Here is a 19,485-nt window from a genome sequence, read left to right on the forward strand (position 1 = left end):
GGCGCCGCGGAGTCGCGTTCTGGGCAGCCTGGCGGCGGGTCGCTGCGCCTGGCCGCCGCGTCTGCTGCCGTCGCGGGTGGTCTGGCCGGCATTGGAGGTCGCCGATGACCGGGGAGCTGCTCGCCCTCGCGTCGGCGGGGTGCTTCGGCGTCACCCACTTCGTCAACGGCGTCGTCGCGCGCCGGGCGCCTGGGCTGACCGTTTCCCTCTACGCGCAGCTCGGCGGCACCCTCGTCACCCTGCTCGTCGCCCTGATCTGGTCGGCTCCCACGAGCCACGGCATCTGGTGGGGCGCGCTCTCCGGCGCCGGCACGGGGATCGGCGTCGGGTTCCTCTACCGGGCCATGAGCCGGGACGCGCTGAGCGTCGTGGTGCCCGTCAGCGACGTCGGGGCCGTCGCGCTGCCCGTGGTCGCCGGGCTGGCCTTCCTCGGGGAGCGGCCCTCGCCCGCGGCGATCGCCGGCATCGTGCTCGCCCTGCCCGCCATCTGGCTCGTCTCCGGCGGCGGGCGTCCCGCCGGGCCGGGCATCCGGGACGCGCTCGTCGCGGGGGCCGGCTTCGCGATCCAGTTCCTCGCCATGAAACCCGTGCCGCTGGACGCCGGGCTCTGGCCGATCGTCGTCAGCCGCGCCGCGTCCGTGGCCGTCATCCTGCCCCTCGTGCTCGGCACGCGCACCCCGCTCGCGCTGCGGCCCCGCCTCGCCTGGCCGGCCGCGGCCGCGGGCGCGCTCGGCAGCGTCGCGATCGTGCTCTACTGGGTCGCCACTCACCAGCAGCTGCTCGCCGTCGCGACCGTCCTGGCCGCCCTCTACCCGGCCATCCCCGTGGTGCTCGCACTGCTCTTCCTGGGTGAACGCCTCAGCCGCAAGCAGACTCTGGGTGTCTGCGGAGCCGCCGCGGCACTCGCCCTGTTAGCCCTGGCGTAGGAGAAGTACCTCCGTAGCGTTTCGAAGTGACTCCGCCGGGTAGGAGGAGTGCGTGCCAGGGCATGCGGTCGTCACGGGTGGAGCGGGCTTCGTCGGCTCCCACCTCTGCGACCGCCTGCTCGCCCGCGGCATGAGCGTCACCTGCGTGGACAACCTGTCCACCGGTCGCGCGGACAACATCGCGCACCTGCGCGGCGACTTCCGCTTCGTCGAGGCCGACGTCGCCCGTGGACTGGACATCACCGGCCACGTCGACCTGGTGCTGCACCTGGCCAGCCCCGCCTCGCCACGCGACTACGAGCGCCTGCCGGTGGAGACGCTGCAGGTCGGCGCGGCAGGCACCAACCACGCGCTGGACCTCGCGCAGGCCAACGGCGCCCGGTTCGTGCTGGCCTCGACCAGCGAGGTCTACGGCGACCCGCGGGAACACCCGCAGCGCGAAACCTACTGGGGCAACGTGAACCCGGTCGGCCCGCGCAGCGTCTACGACGAGGCCAAACGCTACGCCGAAGCGCTCACCGCGGCCTACCGCCGCGCGCGCGGTGTGAACACCGGCATCGCCCGCATCTTCAACACCTACGGCCCCCGGATGCGGGCCGACGACGGCCGCGCGATCCCGACGTTCATCAAGCAGGTCCTCACCGGCGAACCGGTCACCATCGCCGGCGAGGGCGCCCAGACCCGCTCCCTGTGCTATGTGGACGACACCGTCGACGGCCTGCTGGCGCTGGCGGACAGCGATTTCCCGGGACCGGTCAACCTCGGCAACCCGCACGAACTCCGCATTCGCGACCTGGTCGGGGAAATCCAGCGGCTGGCAGGCACCAGCGTGCCGGTGCGCGGCATCCCGGCCCCGGTGGACGATCCGCAACGACGCTGCCCCGATATCGCGGTGGCGCAACGGGAATTGGGCTGGCAGCCGAGGGTGGAGCTGCACGAGGGCCTGCGCCGGACACTGGAGTGGTTCACCACCCACCTCAGTCTCGTTTAGACGAGGAGTAGCAGGGGTAGCGCTAAGTAGCAGTGGTAACCGGATGTGGAGGTAACGAGCTTGCGGATCCTCGGGATCAACGCGGTGTTCCACGATCCGGCCGCCGCCCTCGTGGTGGACGGCCGGGTGGTCGCCGCCGCCGAGGAGGAGCGGTTCAGCCGCCGCAAGCACGGCAAGCGCCCGGTCCCGTTCGCCACCTGGGAACTCCCCGAGCAGGCCGCCCGCTGGTGCCTGGCCCAGGCCGGCCTGGAGCCCGCGGACCTGGACGCCGTCGGCTACTCCTACGACCCGGCCCTGGTCGACCACGACCTCGAGGGCGTCGACCCGGGCTGGGAGGAGCTGCGCACCACGTACGCGCGCCGCGCGCCGAACTTCCTGAAGACCGCGCTGCCCGGCCTCGACCCGGCGAAGGTGCGGTTCGTCCGCCACCACGTCGCGCACGCCGCGTCCAGCGGGCTGGCCGCGCCGTTCGGCGACGCGGCCGTCCTGGTCGCGGACGGCCGCGGCGAGGCGACGTCCTACCTGGCCGGCGAGTACCGCGACGGCAAGCTGGTCGAGCTGGCCGCGCAACGGCTGCCGCACTCGCTCGGCCTGCGTTACGAGGACCTCACCGAGCACCTCGGGTTCGCCCGCTCCAGCGACGAGTACAAGGTGATGGCCCTTGCCTCGTACGGGAAACCGCGGTTCCGCGACGAGCTGTCCGAGGTGCTCGCCGCGTTGCCGGACGGCGGTTTCCTTGCCGCGCCGGTGGATCTGACCCGGTTCGCGCCGCGCCGTGAACCCGGCGCGGACTTCCGGCCCGAGCACGCCGACCTCGCGGCCAGCGTGCAGCAGCGGCTGGAAGAGGTCCTGCTCGACCTGCTGCGCTGGCTGCACGCCCAGACCGGGCAATCCAGGCTCACGATGGCCGGCGGCATCGCGCTGAACTGTGTGGCCAACACCCGGCTGCTCGCCGAAGGCCCGTTCGACGAGATCTGGGTGCAGCCCGCCGCGGGCGACGCGGGCACCGCTCTGGGCGCCGCCCTGCACCTCGCCGCGGAACTGGGCGAACCGGCCGCGCCGATGCCGGGCGCCGACCTCGGCCGGGGCTTCACCGACGCGGAGATCCAGCAGGCGCTCGAGACCGCGCGGCTGCCCTACGACCGGCCGGACGACCTCGCCGCCACCGTGGCGCAGGCGCTCGCCGACGACGAGATCGTGGCCTGGTTCCAGGGCCGCGCCGAGTTCGGCCCGCGTGCGCTGGGCCACCGCTCGCTGCTCGCGCACCCCGGCCACCGGCGCAACCTGGAACGCCTCAACGACGTCAAGGGCCGCGAGCAGTTCCGCCCGGTCGCGCCGATGGTCCTCGCCGGCCGGGCTCGGGAGCTGTTCGAGCGCGGCCCGGTGCCCAGTCCGCACATGCTGTTCGTGCACGACGTCCGTCCGGAGTGGAGGGACCGCATCCCGGCGGTGACGCATGTGGACGGTACCGCGCGGATCCAGACGGTGGACCCGGCCGACGAGCCGCTGGTCGCGCGGATGCTCGACGAGTTCGCCGCCCGCACCGGTATTCCCGTCGTCGTCAACACCAGCCTCAACACCGCGGGCCGCCCGATGGTCGACTCGCCCCGCGACGCGCTGGAGTGCTTCGGCTCCAGCCCCATCGACCTGCTCGCCATCGGCCCGTTCGTGGTGCGGAGGCCGGCATGACGGCCTACACCGTGGTTGTCCCGACGACCGGCCGGGACAGCCTCCGGGCTCTGCTGTCCGCGCTCGGCCACGGCATCGGGCCGGGACCGGCGGAGGTCATCGTCGTCGACGACCGCCCCGAGCCCGGCGACCTGCCGTTGCCCGACACGAACCTGAAGGTGCGCGTGCTGCGCTCCGGCGGCCGCGGCCCGGCCGCGGCGCGCAACGTGGGGTGGCGCGCCGCCGACACCGAGTGGATCGCGTTCCTCGACGACGACGTCCGCACCACCGCCGACTGGCCGTCCCGGCTGGTGACCGACCTGGAGTCGCTGGCTCCCGACGTGGCCGCCTCGCAGGGCCGGATCGTGGTGCCCGGCCCGACCGGCGGCCGCCGCCCCACCGATCTGGAACGGGACACCGCCGGGCTCGCCACCGCGGAGTGGATCACCGCGGACATGGCCTACCGGCGCGCGGTTCTCGCCGCCGTGGGCGGTTTCGACGAGCGGTTCCCGCGGGCCTTCCGCGAGGACGCCGACCTCGCGCTGCGCGTCCGGCAGGCCGGGTGGCGGCTGGAGCACGGCACCCGCCGGACCCTGCATCCCGCGCGGCACGGCGATTTCTTCGCCAGCGTGCGCGCGCAGCGGGGCAACGCCGACAACGCGCTGATGCGCCGCAAATTCGGTCCACAGTGGAGGGAACTGTCCGCGGCCGGTCCCGGCCGTCTCGGCCGCCACGCGCTCACCACCCTCAGCGGCGCGGCCGCGCTCGCGTTCGCCGCCGCCCGCCGCAACACCCCGGCCGCCTTCGCGGGCATCGCGTGGCTCGGTCTCACCGCGGAGTTCGCGCTGCGCCGCATCCTGCCCGGGCCGAAGACGGCGGACGAGCTGGCGAAGATGACTGTCACGAGCGTGCTGATCCCGCCCGTCGCGGTGGCCCACCGGCTCGCCGGCGAGGTGCGCGTCCGCCGCCCGCGCCCGGTCGCCAAGGCGATCCTGTTCGACCGCGACGACACCCTCATCCACGACGAGCCCTACAACAACGACCCGGACAAGGTGCGCCCCGTGCCGGGCGCCGAGGACGTGCTGCGCCGCCTGCGCGCCGCCGGCGTCCCGGTGGGCGTGGTGAGCAACCAGTCCGGCGTGGCCCGCGGGCTGATCACCCCGGACGAGCTGGCCGCGGTGAACGCCCGCGTCGAGGAGCTGCTCGGGCCGTTCGGCACCTGGCAGGTGTGCGTGCACGCCGACGGCGACGGCTGCTGCTGCCGCAAGCCCAAGCCCGGCCTGGTGACACGTGCCGCGCTGGCACTGGGGGTGCGGCCCGAGGACTGCGTGGTCATCGGGGACATCGGCGCCGACATCGAGGCCGCCCGCGCCGCGGGCGCGCGGGCTGTCCTGGTGCCGACCCCGCGCACGCGGGCCGCGGAGATCGAAGCCGCGCGGCGGGACGCGCTGGTGGCGGGTGACCTGGCCGAGGCGGTCGGGCTGGCGATGGGGGACCGGAAGTGGTGAGGTCACGGGTTCTGGTGGCGCGGCTGGACAACGCGGGCGACGTCCTGCTGTCCGGGCCGCTGGTGCGCGCGGTCGCGGCGGAGGCCGACACGGTCACGTTCCTGGCCGGGCCGCACGGGCGCGCGGCCGCCGAACTGCTGCCCGGCGTCGACGAGGTGGTCGAGTGGTGCGCGCCGTGGATCGACCCGCAGCCGCCCGCGGCGACGCCCGCCCACCTGGCCGAACTGCGCGCGCACATCCGCGCGGCGCAACCGGACGCGGCGCTGATCGTCACGTCGTTCCACCAGTCGCCGCTGCCGCTCGCGCTGGTCCTGCGCGAGTGCGGGGTGCCGTGGATCGGCGCCATCTGCGAGGACTACCCGGGATCCCTGCTGGACCTGCGGCACCGTGTCGAGGGCGACCCGCCGGAGGCTGAACGTGCCCTGTCGCTGGCGCGGGCCGCCGGATTCGAGCTGCCGCCCGGCGACGACGGGCGGCTGGCCGTGCGCGAGCCCCTGCCGGACGTGTCCGGCCTGGTCGGCGAACCCGGCTACGTCGTGGTGCACCCGGCGGCGTCGGTGCCCGCCCGGCAGTACCCCGCCGAGCACAACGCGGAGGTCGTCCGGCTGCTCGCCGAATCCGGGTACCGGGTCGTCGTCACCGGCGCCCCGTCCGAACGGGACCTGACCGCCCGGGTCGCCGGTGACCACGGCCTGGACCTGGCGGGGAAGACCGACCTGCACGGCCTCGCGGCCGTGCTCGCCGGGGCGCGCGTGACCGTCGCCCCGAACACCGGGCCCGCGCACCTCGCCGCGGCCGTCGGCACCCCCGTGGTGTCGCTGTTCGCGCCGGTGGTGCCTGCCGCGCGGTGGGCGCCCTACGGGGTGCCGCTCGTCCTGCTCGGCGATCAGGACGCCCCCTGCCGTGACACCCGGGCCCGGACCTGTCCGGTGCCCGGCCACCCGTGCCTGGACCGGGTTCCGCCCGAGGAAGTCCTGCGGGCCGTGGAGAAACTAGGAGGTGCAGCGTGATCGAAGAGCGGTTCGCGGCGTTGGCCGCGACCATGCGGGACCTGACCGCGCTGGCGCCGAGGATCGAGGCGTGGGGTCGTCACCTCGCCGAGGTGCTCGGGGCCGGCGGACGGCTGCTCGCCTGCGGCAACGGCGGCAGCGCCGCCGAGGCCCAGCACCTGACCGGCGAGCTCGTCGGCCGGTTCGTCAACGACCGGCAGCCGCTGTCGGCGATCGCCCTGCACGCCGACACCTCGGCGGCCACGGCGATCGTGAACGACTACGGCGACCAGGAGGTGTTCGCGCGGCAGGTGCGCGCGCACGGCCGCCCCGGCGACGTGCTGGTGGCGCTGTCCACCAGCGGCCGCAGCCAGAACGTGTGCGCCGCGGCGAAGACGGCGCACGAACTGGGCATGACGACGTGGGCGCTGACCGGCCCCGGCCCGAACGCGCTGTCCTCGGTCAGCGACGACGCGGTGATGATCGACGCGCCCAGCACCGGCACCGTGCAGGAGGCGCACCTCGCGGTGATCCACGGCCTGTGCGCCGCGCTGGACGAGGCGCTGGGAGTGCCCTCGTGACCGGCCCGCTGGTGGTGGTCGGCGACACGCTGCTCGACATCGACGTGGACGGCAACGCCGACCGGCTGTGCCCGGAGGCGCCGGTGCCGGTCGTCGACGTCGGCCGCGAATGGCACCGTCCCGGCGGCGCCGGGCTCGCCGCCCGCCTGGCCGCCCGGTCCGCGGCGGACGTCGTGCTGGTCACGGCGCTCGGCGCGGACGAGGGCGGGGCGCGGCTGGCCCGGCTGCTCGCCGGCGAGGTCGAGCTGTGCGCGCTGCCGCTGGAGGGCGAAACCGTCCGCAAGACCCGCATCCGCGCGGCCGGGCAGTCGGTCGTGCGACTGGACCACGGCGACGGGCGCGCCGCGCACGAGCCGCTGGACGAGCGCACGGTGGCCGTGCTGCGAGAGGCGTCCGCGATCCTCGTCGCCGACTACGGGCGCGGCGTGGCGAGCCACCCGCGGATCCGGGAGCTGCTGGCCGCGACCGACGCGCCGGTCGTGTGGGACCCGCACCCGCGCGGCGGCCCGCCGGTGCCCGGCGCCGCGCTGGTCACCCCGAACGACAGCGAGGCCGCCAAGTTCGCCGGCGAGCCCGGCACACCAGAGGAGCTGGCCGAGCGGCTGCGGGCCGAATGGGCGGCCGAGGCGGTCGCGGTGACCGTCGGCTCCAAGGGTGCCGTCCTCGCCGACGGCACCGGCACGCGGACCATCCCGGTGCCCAACGCCGCCCGCGTCCCGGCGAGCGTCCGGCCGGACACCTGCGGCGCGGGCGACCGGTTCGCCAGCGCCGTCACCGCGGCGCTGTTCGAGGGCGCCGCATTGCCGAACGCCGTGGCTTCCGCGGTCGAGTCGGCGGCCCGGTTCGTCGCTGCGGGCGCGGCCACCGCGCTGTCCGAGCCCGCCGAACCGATCCGCCCGCCCGAGGGACTGACCGGCTTCGAGCTGGCCGAGCGGGTCCGGCGCCGTGGCGGCCGGGTCGTCGCCACCGGCGGGTGCTTCGACATCCTGCACCCCGGTCACGTGACCCTGCTGCGGCGCGCCCGCGAGCTGGGCGACGCGCTGATCGTGTGCGTCAACTCCGACGAGTCGGTGCGCAGGCTGAAGGGACCGGGCCGCCCGGTCGTGACCGCCGCCGACCGGGTGCGCGTGCTCAGCGCGCTGGAGTCCGTCGACGCCGTCGTGGTGTTCGAGGAGTCCTCCCCGGTCGAGGTGCTGCGCACGCTGCGGCCCGACGTCTGGGTCAAAGGCGGCGACTACGAGGGCGCCGACCTGCCCGAGGCCGAGGTGATCCGTGAAAACGGCGGCAAGGTCGTGCTCGTGCCGACCGTCGAGGGCTACTCCACCACGCGGCTCATCGAGACCGTGTCCAACGGATAGAAGGGGAGACATGGCTGCATCGCCAGGCAAGGTACTGATCACCGGGGGCGCGTCCGGGCTGGGCGCGGCGACCGTCAAGGCGGTCGCGGACGCCGGCGGGACCCCGCTGGTGCTCGACCGCAAGCCCCCGGTCGCCGGGGTGCCCTACGTGCCGGTCGACCTCACCGACACCGCCGAGACCGAGCGGGCCGTCGCGGAGCTGGCCGAGCAGGCCGGCGGGCTGGACGCGGTGTTCACCGCCGCGGGCATCGACTTCCCGGGCAAGCTGACCGACGTGTCCACAGAGGACTGGGAGCGCGTCGTCAAGGTCAACCTGTTCGGCACCGCCGCCGTGGTGCGCGCCGCGCTGCCGTACCTGGAGCGCTCGCGCGGCAAGGTCGTCACCGTGGCGTCCACCCTGGGCATCAAGGCGGTCAGCGACGCCACCGCCTACTGCGCGTCGAAGTGGGGCGTCGTCGGCTTCACTCGCGCGCTGGCCGCGGAGACCGCCGGCCGCATCGGCGTCACCATGCTGGTGCCCGGCGGCATGCACACCGCGTTCTTCGACTCCCGCGACGAGCAGTACAAGCCGCCCGCGGACGCGAAGCTGAACAATCCGGAGAACGTGGCGCAGACCGTGCTGTTCGCGCTGTCCCAGCCGGCCGGCTGCGAGGTGCGCGAACTGGTCGTGGCGCACTCCGAGGAGGGCTCCTGGCCGTGACCGGCGACGTCCTGGTGCTGCGGGCGCTCGGGGTGGGCGACCTCCTGGTCGCCGTCCCGGCGCTGCGCGGCCTGCGGGCCGCGTTCCCGGACGCGCGGATCACCCTCGCCGCGCCCGCGGCGCTGGACGAGCTGGCCGCGCTCACCGGCGCGGTCGACCGGGTGCTACCCACGACCGGCCTCGGCGCGCTGCACTGGACCGGCGCGCCGCCCGCCCTGGCGGTCAACCTGCACGGCAGCGGCCCGGAGAGCGTGACGGACCTGCTGGCCGCGCGGCCGGACCGGCTGCTGGCCCACCGGCACCCGGACTTCCCGGATCTGGACGGCCCGGACTGGCGGGAGGACCAGCACGAGGTGCTGCGCTGGTGCCGGATGCTCGCGTTCCACGGCATCGCGGCCGACCGGCACGACCTCGGACTGGCCCGGCCCGGGGTGCCGAGCCCGGCGGCGGACGCGGTCGTCGTGCACCCCGGCGCGGCGTTCGGGTCACGGCGCTGGCCGCCCCGGCGCTTCGCCGAGGTGGCGCGCGAGTTCTCCCGCGCTGGTCACCGCGTCGTGGTGACCGGTAGCGCCGCGGAACGGGACCTCGCGGGAGACCTCGCGGCCGCCGCCGGCCTCGGCGGGGACGCGGTGCTGGCCGGGCGCACCGGTCTGACCGAGCTGGCCGCCCTCGTGGCCGGGGCGCGGCTGGTGATCAGCGGCGACACCGGGGTCGGCCACCTGGCCACCGCCTACGGCACCCCGTCGGTGCTGCTGTTCGGCCCGACCCCGCCGTGGCGGTGGGGGCCGCCGCCGGGCACCGAGGACCGGCACGTCGTTCTGTGGGCGGGGGAGGAGGGCGACCCGTTCGCCGACACCCCGGCCGCCGGGCTGCTGCGCATCACCGTCGACGAGGTCGTCGCCGCGGGCCGGAAGGTGCTGCGGCCGGTGGCGGAGGTGTGACGTGGCGGCCGTCGGGGTCGCCGGGGCCGGCTACGTCGGCCTGACGACCGCAGCCTGCCTCGCCGGGCTCGGCCACGACGTGACGTGCGCCGAGGTCGATCAGTCCAAAGTGGATCAGCTGTCCCGCGGCGAGGTTGCGCTGGGCGAGCCGGACCTGGCCCCGCTCGTGCGGGACGGGCTGGCCGCCGGGCGGCTGCGGTTCACCGCGGACCCCGGCGCGCTCGACGGACGGGAGTTCGTGTTCGCCTGCGTGCCCACCCCGGCGGGGCCGGACGGCGCGGCGGATCTCGGCGCGGTCGAGGCCGTCCTCGCGGCGCTCCACCCGGGCCCCGACACCGTGCTGGTGGTCAAGTCGACCGTGCCGGTCGGCACCTGCGCCCGCATCGCGGAGACCGCCGGGATCCCGGTGGTGAGCAACCCGGAGTTCCTGCGCGAAGGCCACGCGGTGCACGACTTCCGCCACCCGGACCGGATCGTGCTCGGCGGCGAGGAATCCGCGGTGGCGCGGGTCGCGGCGCTCTACGCGGACCTGGGCGCGCCGGTGGTGCGGACCGACCACGCCAGCGCCGAACTGGGCAAGTACGCGAGCAACGCGTTCCTGGCCCTGAAGCTGCCGTACGTGAACCTGCTGGCCCGGCTGTGCGAGCGCACCGGCGCCGACATCGACGCCGTCACCCGCACGATGAGCCTGGACGAGCGGATCGGGCCGCACTTCCTGCACCCCGGCCCCGGCTGGGGTGGGTCGTGCCTGCCCAAGGACACCAGGGCACTGGTGGCGACCGGCGCCGCGGCCGGGGTGGACCTGACCGTCCTGCGGTCCGCGATCGAGGCGAACGACCGGCAGCACGACCACGTGGTCGCGCGGATCCTCCAGGCCGCCGGCGGGCGGCTGGACGGGGTGCGGATCGGGCTGTTCGGGCTGACGTTCAAGGCGGGCACCCACGACCTGCGGGACTCGCCCGCGCTGGCCGTCGCCACCCGGCTCGCCGCGGCGGGCGCCGTGCTGACCGGCTACGACCCGGGCGTGACCGGCGGCGACCAGGCCGGGCCCGTCCAGCGCGTGGACGACCCGGTCCTGGCCGCCAAGGGCGCCAGGGTGCTGGTGGTGCTGACCGAGTGGCCGGAGTTCGGCGGGCTCGACTGGAGCCAGCTGGCGGCCGTCGCCGAGGGCGACGCCGTGGTGGACACCCGGGGCGTGCTCGATCCCGCGGCGCTGCGGGGGAGCGGGCTGCGCTGCCTGCGGCTCGGGCACCCGGAGTGACGGTCAGTGCGCGACGGGTGCGCCCTGCGTGAGGTGGCGGGCGGCCACGGTGACGCTGGGGAAGAGCGGCAACTGCTCGTGCAGGCCGGTGACCTCCAGCGGGCGGACCACCACCCGGTGGCTGCCTGCCAGTGCCCACCGCACGGAGCACCGTGCGGCGGCCTCGTCGGCGTCGACCAGGGCCTGCAGGCCGGCCGAGCCGAGGAAGGTGACCGATTCGAGGTCGACGACGAACGTGCGGCCGTCGTCCACGCAGCGGGTCAGGAAGTCGCGCAGCGCGGGCGCCGCGGCGAGGTCGAGTTCACCGGTGAGGCGGGCCAGCCGGATGCCGTCGGCGCGGTCGGTGAGGTCTATGCGGAGTTCGTGAGCTTCGTACACGGGAGTCTCCCCGGGTTGTGGTGAGCACAGCGGGGAAAGCCACACACGCGTCCAAGTGTTCGAAGAGTCGACATTCGAAAGCTCAAGGGCCGGGTGTGTCGTTCCCCGGCACGGCTGGTCACTCAACCGCTCCCCATCGACCGTACGGACCAGCTGGCCGCGTTGGCAACCCGGGTCATCCGGTTAGCGATGTTTCGCCGCGGGTATCCAGTGCGCGTCGGCACGACGGCGAGCCGCCCCCGGCCGCCGCCCGGGTCGTCGTGGTGGGTGCACCGGCGGTGCGGGACAGCGGTGGTCCCGCACCGCCCGGTCCGCCGCTCACCGCACGGTCGCCCACACGGTCTTCCCGCCGGCCGGCTCCCGGTCGCACCCCCACTGTTCGGACGTCTGCGCGACCAGCAGCAGCCCCAGTCCCGGCGGGTGACCACTTTCCCGGATGACCGCCTCATGGGGATCGTCGTCGGTGACCTTGACCGTCAGCTGGTCGCCCTTCAGCTGGTCCCGGTGCAGCTCCAGGCCCAGCCGGGGGGTCGCCTGGGTGTGCCGCAAGGTGTTCTCCACCAGCTCCGTGGCGATCACGACCGCGTCCGGCGCCAGGCTGGGCACCCGCCACTTCGCGCACACCTCGGTGGTGAAGCGGCGTGCCCGCCGCGCCGCGTCCAGTGTCCTGGGCAGCCTCAGCTCGGTACTGCGGCGCATCGCGCTCCCAACCCTCGCGGACGGGACGGGACATACCCGGAGGCCGGGGCGCGAAACCCGCGTCGTTTTGCCCCGGTCGGGCACGGGTACCCGGCGGGGCATGGACGAGCAGTCGTTGCTGCGCACGCTGACCAAGGTGGTCACCACGCTGACGGCTCGGGAGATCCCGTTCACGGTGTCCGGCGGCTGCGCGGTCTACGCCAGGGGCGGCCCGCCGTCCGACCACGACGTCGACGTCTTCCTCAAGGAGGAGGACGTGCCCGCCGCGCGCGCGGCACTGGTCGCGGAGGGCATGCGGCCGGAGGACCCGCCGGAGGACTGGCTCAGCAAGGTCTGGGACGGCGACGTGCTGGTCGACCTGATCTTCCGGCCCAACTACCGCGCCGTCACCGACGAGACGCTGAGCCGCTCCGACGTGATGCGGGTCGGCCCGACCATGGCGCCGGTCCTGAACGGCACCGACATCATGATCGACAAGCTGCTCGTCCTCGACGCGCACCGCTGCGATTTCGCCCCGCTCCTGCACATCGCGCGCGACCTGCGGGAACAGGTGGACTGGGAGCGGGTGGCGAAGGAGACCGGCGAGTCCCCCTACGCGAAGGCGTTCCTGACGTTGCTGGACTCGCTGGACGTCGTCGAGCTCGAAGGAACCGCGTGATGACAACCGAGCACGAGACACCCCAATACCGCGCGGCCCACCTGCGCCGCGCGCTGGCCGAGGACCCCCGGACGGCCGAGATGGGCGTCCGGGTCAACGTCCGCGGCGACGACGTGCACCTGTCCGGGGAGGTGACCTGCGACGAGCGGCGCGCCGAGCTGGAGAACGTGCTGCACGAGGTCGCGCCCGGCCTGCGGGTGCACAACGACGTGCGGGTGGCCGACACCCGCGAACCGGCCCGGAGGGAGGACCTGCGGTGATCCGCGTGGCGGCGGTCGGGGACGTCCACCTCGGCGAGGACGCGCGGGGCCTGCTGCGCCCCGCCCTGGAACACCTCGGCGACCTGGCCGACGTGCTGCTGCTGGCGGGCGACCTGACCCGGCACGGCGCGCTGGAGGAGGCCGAGGTGGTCGCCGACGAGTTCAGCGGCCTGGACCGGCCGGTCGTGGCCGTGCTGGGCAACCACGACTACCACAGCGACCGGCAGGACGACATCACCAAGCTGCTCGAAGACCACGGCATCCAGGTGCTGGAGGGCGCCTCGACCCGGCTGGAGGTCGACGGGCAGACCCTCGGCGTCGCCGGGGTGAAGGGCTTCGGCGGCGGGTTCGCGGGCAAGTGCGCCAGCGCGTTCGGCGAGCGGGAGATGAAGGCGTTCGTCGAACACAGCATCGAACGGGCGGACGCGCTGCGCCGCGCGATGCTGGAGCTCGACGACGTCGACTACCGGGTCGCGCTCACCCACTACTCGCCCATCCCGGAGACCCTGCGCGGCGAGCCGCCGGAGATCTACCCGTTCCTCGGCGCCTACCAGCTCGGCGAGGTCATCGACGAATGCGGCGCCGACCTGGCCCTGCACGGCCACGCGCACTTCGGCTGCGAACAGGGCGTGACCCCGGGCGGGGTGCGGGTGCGCAACGTGGCCCAGCCGGTCATCCGCAGCGCCTACGCCACCTACGGGTTAGGGGCTTGATTCACCGGTGTGATCGGGAGCACCCTGGGTTCGTCCACTCGGCACCCGGGGAGGGCGCATGACGGAGCTGAAGGCACGTCCCATCGTCCTGGGCAACCGGTACGAGCTGCCGGCCAGGCACCGCAGGGGCAACCTGCTGGTGAAGATGGCGAAGACGACCGATCACAAGCTGATCGGCCTGATGTACCTCTACACGTCGCTGGGCTTCTTCGTCATCGGCGGCGCGCTGGCGCTGCTCATGCGCGGCGAGCTGGCGCGGCCCGGGATGCAGTTCCTGTCGCCGGAGCAGTACAACCAGCTGTTCACCATGCACGGCGCCATCATGCTGCTGCTCTACGCGACGCCGAACGTGTTCGCCTTCGCCAACCTGATCCTGCCGCTGCAGATCGGCTCGCCGGACGTGGCGTTCCCGCGGCTGAACGCGTTCTCCTACTGGCTGTTCCTGTTCGGCGGCTCGATCGTGCTGTCCTCGTTCCTCACCCCGGGCGGCGCGGCGGACTTCGGCTGGACCGCCTACACCCCGCTGTCCGACGCGGCGAACTCGCCCGGGATCGGCGGGAACCTGTGGATCACCGGCCTGATCGTCTCCGGTCTGGGCACCATCCTCGGCGCGGTCAACATGCTGACCACGATCGTGTGCCTGCGCTGCCCCGGCATGACCATGTGGCGGATGCCGATCTTCACCTGGAACATCCTGTTCACCAGCGTGCTGGTGCTGGCGGTGTTCCCGATCCTGACCGCGGCGCTGTTCGGGCTGCTGGCCGACCGGTTGATCGGGGCGCACGTGTTCGACCCGGCCGTCGGCGGGCCCATCCTGTGGCAGCACCTGTTCTGGTTCTTCGGCCATCCCGAGGTCTACATCATCGCGCTGCCCTACTTCGGGATCATCACCGAGATCATCCCGGTGTTCAGCCGCAAACCGCTGTTCGGCTACCGGCTGATGGTGTTCGCGACGATGGGCATCACCGCGCTGTCGTTCGCGGTGTGGGCGCACCACATGTTCGCCACCGGCGCGGTGCTGCTGCCGTTCTTCTCGTTCATGACGTTCCTCATCGCGGTGCCGACCGGGATCAAGTTCTTCAACTGGATCGGCACGATGTGGAAGGGGCACCTCACGTTCGAGACGCCGATGCTGTGGTCGGTGGGGTTCCTGGTGACGTTCCTGCTGGGCGGGCTGACCGGCATCATCCTGGCGTCGCCGCCGCTGGACTTCCACATCACCGACAGCTACTTCGTGGTGGCGCACTTCCACTACGTGCTGTTCGGCACGATCGTGTTCGCCACCTTCGCCGGGGTGTACTTCTGGTTCCCGAAGATGACCGGGCGGATGCTCGACGAGAGACTCGGCAAGCTGCACTTCTGGGCCACGTTCGTCGGGTTCCACACGACGTTCCTGGTGCAGCACTGGCTGGGTGACGAGGGCATGCCGCGCCGCTACGCCGACTACCTGGACAGCGACGGGTTCACCGTGCTGAACACGATCTCCACGATCGGCGCGTTCATCCTGGGCGCCTCGATGCTGCCGTTCGTCTACAACGTGGTGCGCAGCTACCGGTTCGGGGATCCGGTCGAAGTGGACGATCCCTGGGGCTATGGCAACTCGCTGGAGTGGGCCACCACCTGCCCGCCGCCGCGGCACAACTTCCTGGAGCTGCCCCGGATCCGGTCCGAGCGGCCCGCGTTCGAGCTGCACTACCCGCACCTGGTGGAGCGGCTGCACGACGAAGGGCACATCACCCTCACCGGGAAGACCATCCCGCACTCCGAGGCGCCGAAGACGCCGTCGGAGAAGGCCACCGAGGAGCTCAGCGAGGGCAGCTCGCCCACCGCGCACGATTAGTGCTCTCCGCCCGGGGGTAGCCGGACTACGAGCTACCCCAAGGGAGGCGAGGCATGACTGAGAGCACGGGCCGCGGGTCGACCGCGGTCGACGACCGCTCGATCGGGCAGCTCGTCCAGGACATGTCGCAGCAGATCCAGCGGCTGGTCCGGGACGAGATGCGGCTGGCCGCCGAGGAGCTGCGGCGGAAGGGCAAGCGCGCCGGCACCGGCGCGGGCCTGGCCGGCGCGGCCGGGATGCTCGCGCTGTTCGGGGCGGCGACGCTGGTCGCCGCCGCGGTGCTGGCGCTGGCCCTGGTGATGCCGGGGTGGGCCGCCGCGCTGATCGTCGGCGGCGCGCTGCTGCTGATCGGCGGGGTGGCCGGGCTGGCGGGCAAGAAGCAGCTGTCGGCGGCGGTGCCGCCGGTGCCGCAGGAGGCGGCGTCCGGGGTGCCCAAGGACGTGGCGGCCCTGCGGAAGGGGGTGCGCCGGTGACGACGAAGAAGGACACCTTCCCGCACGACGCCGAACAGGCGCGGCTCGACCTCGAACTCACCCGCCAGGAGCTCGGCGAGACCGCCGAGGCGCTGGCCGGGAAAGTGCGGGAGACCGCGCACACGACACAGCGGATCGCGCTCGGCGCCGGCGCCGGGATCGGGATCCTGGCGCTGGTCTTCGTGATCGTGCGAAGGCTGACCGCCCGGAGGTGACACGATGGCAACACAGTCGCATGTGGACGAAGCACTGTGGGACGAGTTCCACCGCGTGGTGAACATGACCTCGCGGGAGCTCGGGGACTGGCTGCGGGTCCGCTCGGCGGGGACGGACAGCGAGGAGCTGCCGGACCAGTCGGGCACGAAAACCGGCCAGCACGTCCTGGAGATCCTCGGCAAGCGCCGGACGGACCTCACCGAGGACGACGAGCGCGTCATGCGCAAGGTGGTGGACAAGGTGCACGCCGAACGGCGGGACGACCTGGAGCCGACGGCGGGCCAGGAGAACTGGCGCCACCGGTTGATGACGATCGGGCACGACCCGCTGAAAGGGGCCGGCTGATGGAACGCGGCAGTGAGAAGCACAGCCCGCGCGAGGACGACGCGCTGAAGGCCGAACTGCGCGGCACGTTGCAGGGCAACCGGTCCAGCCGCGCCGAGGAGTGGCGCGACCCGGAGCCACCCGCCGACGACGACCCGGACGTCCCCCTGGCCGGCGAACGGCCCGAGGGGCAGTAGGGGAAGCGAACGGCCCGTGGTGTTGTCTCAGAGGGGGCACCACGGGCCGTTGCGCGCTTGCCGCCCGGCGTCAGGCGATCCGGAGGTGGATGGCCCGCGGGGCGGTAGAGGGAGCGGGCGGTTCGTGGTGGTGTCCGGGAGGGGACGCCGCGGGCCGTTGCGCGTTCGCGCCCTCCTCAGGCGTAGAGCTTCTTCGCGTACTCCTGGCCGTAGTAGCGCTCCAGCTCCGCCAGTGACGCGTCCCGCCGCTCGAGCGTCTTGGCGATCACCGCGCGCGGGGCCATCTCCTCCGGCGCCCAGGTGTCCGCCTCCCACAGTCGCGACCGCAGGAACGCCTTCGAGCAGTGGTGGAACACCTCGTCGATCTCCACCAGGATCGCCAGCCGCGGCCGGTGCCCCTTGACGACCATCTCGTCGAAGAACGGCGCGTCCCGCACCAGCCGCGCCCGGCCGTTGATCCGCAGCGTGTCGCCGCGGCCGGGGATGAAGTACAGCAGCCCGACGTGCGGATTGGCGAGGATGTTGCGGAACCCGTCGGCGCGCCGGTTGCCCGGCCGCTCCGGCACGGCGATCGTGCGGTCGTCGAGCACCACCGTGAACCCGGCCGGGTCGCCCTTGGGCGAGACGTCGCAGCGGCCGGCCGCGTCCGAGGTCGCGATCAGGCAGAACGGCGACAGCGCCAGCCACTGCCGGTCCAGCTCGTGCAGCGCCGCCCGCTGCTTGTGCACCGCCTGCGGCAGCGGCTGCCCGATCAGCTCCCGCAGTTCGTCCTCGCCCGACACTTCGGTCACCCCAGTGAGATCCATGCCCGCAGGTTATCGGTCATGCGGGGAACCGCTCGAGCGCCACCTCCAGCAGCGTCTCCACGATCCGGCTCTCCGGCACCGTCGTGACCACCTCGCCCTTGACGAAGATCTGCCCCTTCCCGTTGCCCGACGACACCCCGATGTCGGCTTCCCGCGCCTCGCCGGGCCCGTTCACCACGCAGCCCATCACTGCGACGCGCAGCGGCACCGGGAACCCGTCGAACGCGGCGGTGACCCGCTCGGCGAGCTGGTAGACGTCCACCTGCGCGCGGCCGCACGACGGGCACGACACGATTTCCAGCCGCCGCGGCCGCAGCCCCAGCGACTCCAGGATCTGCGTGGCGACCTTGACCTCCTCGACGGGCGGCGCGGACAGGGACACGCGGATCGTGTCGCCGATGCCCTCGTGCAGCAGCACCCCGAACGCCACCGCGGACTTGACCGTGCCCTGGAACGCCGGCCCGGCCTCGGTGACGCCGAGGTGCAGCGGGTAGTCGCAGCGCGCCGCGAGCTGCCGGTAGGCCTCGATCACCACCAGCGGGTCGTGGTGCTTGACGGAGATCTTCAGGTCGGTGAACCCGTGCTCCTCGAACAGCGAGCACTCCCACAGCGCGGACTCCACCAGCGCCTCGGGCGTGGCCTTGCCGTGCTTGCCGAGCAGCCGCGGGTCCAGCGATCCGGCGTTGACGCCGATGCGGATCGGGGTGCCGTGGTCCTTCGCCGCACCGGCGATCTCGGCGACCTTGTCGTCGAACTTGCGGATGTTGCCCGGGTTCACCCGCACCGCGGCGCAGCCGGCCTCGATCGCGGCGAAGACGTACTTCGGCTGGAAGTGGATGTCCGCGACCACCGGGATGGCCGACTTCGCCGCGATCCGGGGCAGCGCCTCGGCGTCGTCGGAGCTGGGCACCGCGACCCGGACGATCTGGCAGCCGGCGGCGGTCAGCTCGGCGATCTGCCGGAGGGTGGCGTCGACGTCCGCGGTGACGGTGGTGGTCATGGACTGCACCGACACCGGCGCCCCGCCGCCGACGGGGACGTCGCCGACCAGCACCTGCCGGGACTTCCGGCGCGGCGCGGGCACCCGCGGCACGCCCAGCGGCACCGCGGTCACGACTTCCTCCGCACGGCCGTCGGCAGCGTGAAGTGGATGGTCTCGCGGGTGGTCTCCCGTTCGCCGACGGTGAGCGGGCCGAGGCCGCCGAGTGCGGCGACGACCGAGTCGACCAGCCCGGGCGGCGCCGACGCGCCCGCGGTGAGCCCGATCCGCTCCACCCCGGACAGCCACTCGGGCCGCACGTCCCGCGCGTCGTCGATCAGGTGGGCGGGCGTGCCTGCCCGCTCGGCCAGTTCGACGAGGCGCAGCGAGTTCGACGAGTTCCGCGACCCCACCACCAGGACCAGGTCGGTGTCCCTGGCGACCGAGCGCAGCGAGTCCTGCCGGTTGGTGGTGGCGTAGCAGATGTCGTCGGAGGCGGGGCCGCGCAACGCGGGGAAGCGCCGGCGCAGTTCGGTGAGCACCTCGGCGGTCTCGTCGACGCTGAGGGTGGTCTGGGTCAGGTAGGTGACGCGGTCCGGGTCCGGCACCCGCACCCGGCGGGCCTCCTCGACCGACTGCACCAGGACGGTCCGGTCGGGCGCCTCGCCGAGGGTGCCCTCGACCTCCTCGTGCCCGGCGTGCCCGATCAGCAGGACGGTGTCGCCCTGCCCGGCGAAGCGGCGCGCCTCGGCGTGGACCTTGGTGACCAGCGGGCAGGTGGCGTCGACGACCTTGAGGCGTCGGCGGTCCGCCTTGGCGCGCACGGCGGGGGAGACGCCGTGCGCGGAGAACACGACGGTCGCTCCCCGCGGCACGGCGTCCAGTTCGTCGACGAACACCGCGCCCCGCACGCGGAGGCCGTCGACGACGTGGCGGTTGTGGACGATCTCCTTGCGTACGTAGATCGGCCCGCCGCGCTGGGCGAGGAGGCGCTCGACGATCTCGATGGCCCGTTCGAC

At 73.5% G+C, this 19,485-nt stretch carries 23 protein-coding genes; 18 read left to right on the forward strand and 5 right to left on the reverse strand.

Annotated elements, in window-relative coordinates; translation table 11 throughout:
- Window positions 1-104 precede the first annotated feature (104 nt).
- Genes AMY39116_RS0340225 through AMY39116_RS0340270 form a run of 10 tightly spaced genes read left to right on the forward strand, consistent with a single transcriptional unit; the run spans window position 105 to window position 10,923 of the window.
- On the forward strand, window positions 105-926 hold the full coding sequence (locus AMY39116_RS0340225) for an EamA family transporter (protein WP_020423246.1): 822 nt from the start codon (window positions 105-107) through the stop codon (window positions 924-926).
- A gap of 52 nt (window positions 927-978) precedes the next feature.
- Window positions 979-1,917 carry an NAD-dependent epimerase/dehydratase family protein gene (locus tag AMY39116_RS0340230; protein ID WP_020423247.1) on the forward strand — a complete coding sequence of 313 codons (939 nt, stop codon included), beginning with the start codon at window positions 979-981 and terminating at the stop codon, window positions 1,915-1,917.
- 60 nt (window positions 1,918-1,977) lie between these two features.
- Window positions 1,978-3,606 carry a carbamoyltransferase C-terminal domain-containing protein gene (locus tag AMY39116_RS0340235; protein WP_020423248.1) on the forward strand — a complete coding sequence of 543 codons (1,629 nt, stop codon included), beginning with the start codon at window positions 1,978-1,980 and terminating at the stop codon, window positions 3,604-3,606.
- Entirely contained in the window at window positions 3,603-5,093 is a 1,491-nt protein-coding gene (locus tag AMY39116_RS0340240) for an HAD-IIIA family hydrolase (protein ID WP_020423249.1), read from the forward strand. Before AMY39116_RS0340235 ends, AMY39116_RS0340240 begins: the two co-directional genes overlap by 4 nt.
- Entirely contained in the window at window positions 5,090-6,103 is a 1,014-nt protein-coding gene (locus tag AMY39116_RS0340245) for a glycosyltransferase family 9 protein (protein ID WP_164470613.1), read from the forward strand. Before AMY39116_RS0340240 ends, AMY39116_RS0340245 begins: the two co-directional genes overlap by 4 nt.
- Window positions 6,100-6,663 (forward strand): SIS domain-containing protein, encoded by a 564-nt coding sequence (locus AMY39116_RS0340250; protein WP_020423251.1) that lies wholly within the window; start codon window positions 6,100-6,102, stop codon window positions 6,661-6,663. Before AMY39116_RS0340245 ends, AMY39116_RS0340250 begins: the two co-directional genes overlap by 4 nt.
- Window positions 6,660-8,021 (forward strand): D-glycero-beta-D-manno-heptose 1-phosphate adenylyltransferase, encoded by a 1,362-nt coding sequence (gene rfaE2 / locus AMY39116_RS0340255; RefSeq protein ID WP_020423252.1) that lies wholly within the window; start codon window positions 6,660-6,662, stop codon window positions 8,019-8,021. Before AMY39116_RS0340250 ends, rfaE2 begins: the two co-directional genes overlap by 4 nt.
- A gap of 10 nt (window positions 8,022-8,031) precedes the next feature.
- A complete protein-coding gene (locus AMY39116_RS0340260) occupies window positions 8,032-8,721 on the forward strand; it encodes an SDR family oxidoreductase (RefSeq protein WP_020423253.1) in 690 nt (229 codons plus the stop codon).
- Window positions 8,718-9,662, forward strand: a complete 945-nt coding sequence (locus AMY39116_RS0340265; protein ID WP_020423254.1) for a glycosyltransferase family 9 protein — start codon at window positions 8,718-8,720, stop codon at window positions 9,660-9,662. Before AMY39116_RS0340260 ends, AMY39116_RS0340265 begins: the two co-directional genes overlap by 4 nt.
- Window position 9,663: 1 nt before the next feature.
- Entirely contained in the window at window positions 9,664-10,923 is a 1,260-nt protein-coding gene (locus AMY39116_RS0340270; protein WP_020423255.1) for a UDP-glucose/GDP-mannose dehydrogenase family protein, read from the forward strand.
- A gap of 3 nt (window positions 10,924-10,926) precedes the next feature.
- Here AMY39116_RS0340270 and AMY39116_RS0340275 read toward each other — a convergent pair whose 3' ends face one another.
- Both AMY39116_RS0340275 and AMY39116_RS0340280 read right to left on the reverse strand, forming a co-directional pair.
- Window positions 10,927-11,301 (reverse strand): STAS domain-containing protein, encoded by a 375-nt coding sequence (locus tag AMY39116_RS0340275; RefSeq protein WP_020423256.1) that lies wholly within the window; start codon window positions 11,299-11,301, stop codon window positions 10,927-10,929.
- Between the two features lie 318 nt (window positions 11,302-11,619).
- On the reverse strand, window positions 11,620-12,000 hold the full coding sequence (locus tag AMY39116_RS0340280; RefSeq protein WP_020423257.1) for an ATP-binding protein: 381 nt from the start codon (window positions 11,998-12,000) through the stop codon (window positions 11,620-11,622).
- Window positions 12,001-12,100: 100 nt separating this feature from the next.
- On the opposite strand from AMY39116_RS0340280, the gene AMY39116_RS0340285 reads away from it, so the two are divergent.
- The 8 genes from AMY39116_RS0340285 to AMY39116_RS46940 are packed head-to-tail and all read left to right on the forward strand — an operon-like array spanning window position 12,101 to window position 16,681.
- Entirely contained in the window at window positions 12,101-12,658 is a 558-nt protein-coding gene (locus AMY39116_RS0340285) for a hypothetical protein (RefSeq protein WP_020423258.1), read from the forward strand.
- Window positions 12,658-12,918 (forward strand): BON domain-containing protein, encoded by a 261-nt coding sequence (locus AMY39116_RS47230; protein ID WP_020423259.1) that lies wholly within the window; start codon window positions 12,658-12,660, stop codon window positions 12,916-12,918. Before AMY39116_RS0340285 ends, AMY39116_RS47230 begins: the two co-directional genes overlap by 1 nt.
- Entirely contained in the window at window positions 12,915-13,631 is a 717-nt protein-coding gene (locus AMY39116_RS0340295) for a metallophosphoesterase (RefSeq protein WP_020423260.1), read from the forward strand. The genes AMY39116_RS47230 and AMY39116_RS0340295 overlap by 4 nt, the downstream gene beginning before the upstream one ends.
- Window positions 13,632-13,689: 58 nt before the next feature.
- Entirely contained in the window at window positions 13,690-15,471 is a 1,782-nt protein-coding gene (ctaD, locus tag AMY39116_RS0340300) for a cytochrome c oxidase subunit I (RefSeq protein WP_020423261.1), read from the forward strand.
- Window positions 15,472-15,524: 53 nt separating this feature from the next.
- Window positions 15,525-15,944 carry a phage holin family protein gene (locus tag AMY39116_RS0340305; RefSeq protein ID WP_020423262.1) on the forward strand — a complete coding sequence of 140 codons (420 nt, stop codon included), beginning with the start codon at window positions 15,525-15,527 and terminating at the stop codon, window positions 15,942-15,944.
- The gene (locus AMY39116_RS0340310) at window positions 15,941-16,159 is read left to right on the forward strand and encodes a DUF3618 domain-containing protein (RefSeq protein WP_020423263.1); all 219 of its coding nucleotides are present in this window, start codon (window positions 15,941-15,943) and stop codon (window positions 16,157-16,159) included. Before AMY39116_RS0340305 ends, AMY39116_RS0340310 begins: the two co-directional genes overlap by 4 nt.
- A gap of 4 nt (window positions 16,160-16,163) precedes the next feature.
- Window positions 16,164-16,505, forward strand: a complete 342-nt coding sequence (locus AMY39116_RS0340315) for a DUF3140 domain-containing protein (RefSeq protein WP_027936655.1) — start codon at window positions 16,164-16,166, stop codon at window positions 16,503-16,505.
- Window positions 16,505-16,681: a hypothetical protein gene (locus tag AMY39116_RS46940; RefSeq protein ID WP_020423265.1), complete on the forward strand. Its 177-nt coding sequence runs from the start codon at window positions 16,505-16,507 to the stop codon at window positions 16,679-16,681. The genes AMY39116_RS0340315 and AMY39116_RS46940 overlap by 1 nt, the downstream gene beginning before the upstream one ends.
- 176 nt (window positions 16,682-16,857) lie before the next feature.
- On the opposite strand, the gene AMY39116_RS0340325 is transcribed toward AMY39116_RS46940, so the two are convergent.
- From AMY39116_RS0340325 to ispH, 3 genes are all read right to left on the reverse strand, one after another.
- Window positions 16,858-17,487 (reverse strand): pyridoxamine 5'-phosphate oxidase family protein, encoded by a 630-nt coding sequence (locus AMY39116_RS0340325; protein WP_039792108.1) that lies wholly within the window; start codon window positions 17,485-17,487, stop codon window positions 16,858-16,860.
- Window positions 17,488-17,503: 16 nt separating this feature from the next.
- Complete coding sequence (gene ispG / locus AMY39116_RS0340330) at window positions 17,504-18,601, reverse strand: flavodoxin-dependent (E)-4-hydroxy-3-methylbut-2-enyl-diphosphate synthase (RefSeq protein ID WP_020423267.1); 1,098 nt, start codon at window positions 18,599-18,601, stop codon at window positions 17,504-17,506.
- The coding region (gene ispH, locus AMY39116_RS0340335; protein WP_020423268.1) for a 4-hydroxy-3-methylbut-2-enyl diphosphate reductase at window positions 18,598-19,485 on the reverse strand (888 nt) is incomplete at its 5' end. The genes ispG and ispH, both read right to left, overlap by 4 nt.

It is taken from the genome of Amycolatopsis sp. ATCC 39116 (genome assembly GCF_000231075.2).
Taxonomy (GTDB): domain Bacteria; phylum Actinomycetota; class Actinomycetes; order Mycobacteriales; family Pseudonocardiaceae; genus Amycolatopsis_E; species Amycolatopsis_E tucumanensis.

Bases quoted from the DNA above. Each gene is read 5' to 3' on its own strand.
- AMY39116_RS0340315 (WP_027936655.1), top strand. From the start codon at position 16,164: ATGGCAACACAGTCGCATGTGGACGAAGCACTGTGGGACGAGTTCCAC.
- AMY39116_RS0340305 (WP_020423262.1), top strand. From the start codon at position 15,525: ATGACTGAGAGCACGGGCCGCGGGTCGACCGCGGTCGACGACCGCTCG.
- ctaD (WP_020423261.1), top strand. From the start codon at position 13,690: ATGACGGAGCTGAAGGCACGTCCCATCGTCCTGGGCAACCGGTACGAG.
- AMY39116_RS0340260 (WP_020423253.1), top strand. From the start codon at position 8,032: ATGGCTGCATCGCCAGGCAAGGTACTGATCACCGGGGGCGCGTCCGGG.
- AMY39116_RS46940 (WP_020423265.1), top strand. From the start codon at position 16,505: ATGGAACGCGGCAGTGAGAAGCACAGCCCGCGCGAGGACGACGCGCTG.
- AMY39116_RS0340325 (WP_039792108.1), bottom strand. From the start codon at position 17,487: ATGGATCTCACTGGGGTGACCGAAGTGTCGGGCGAGGACGAACTGCGG.
- AMY39116_RS0340225 (WP_020423246.1), top strand. From the start codon at position 105: ATGACCGGGGAGCTGCTCGCCCTCGCGTCGGCGGGGTGCTTCGGCGTC.
- AMY39116_RS0340285 (WP_020423258.1), top strand. From the start codon at position 12,101: ATGGACGAGCAGTCGTTGCTGCGCACGCTGACCAAGGTGGTCACCACG.
- AMY39116_RS0340280 (WP_020423257.1), bottom strand. From the start codon at position 12,000: ATGCGCCGCAGTACCGAGCTGAGGCTGCCCAGGACACTGGACGCGGCG.
- AMY39116_RS47230 (WP_020423259.1), top strand. From the start codon at position 12,658: ATGACAACCGAGCACGAGACACCCCAATACCGCGCGGCCCACCTGCGC.
- AMY39116_RS0340240 (WP_020423249.1), top strand. From the start codon at position 3,603: ATGACGGCCTACACCGTGGTTGTCCCGACGACCGGCCGGGACAGCCTC.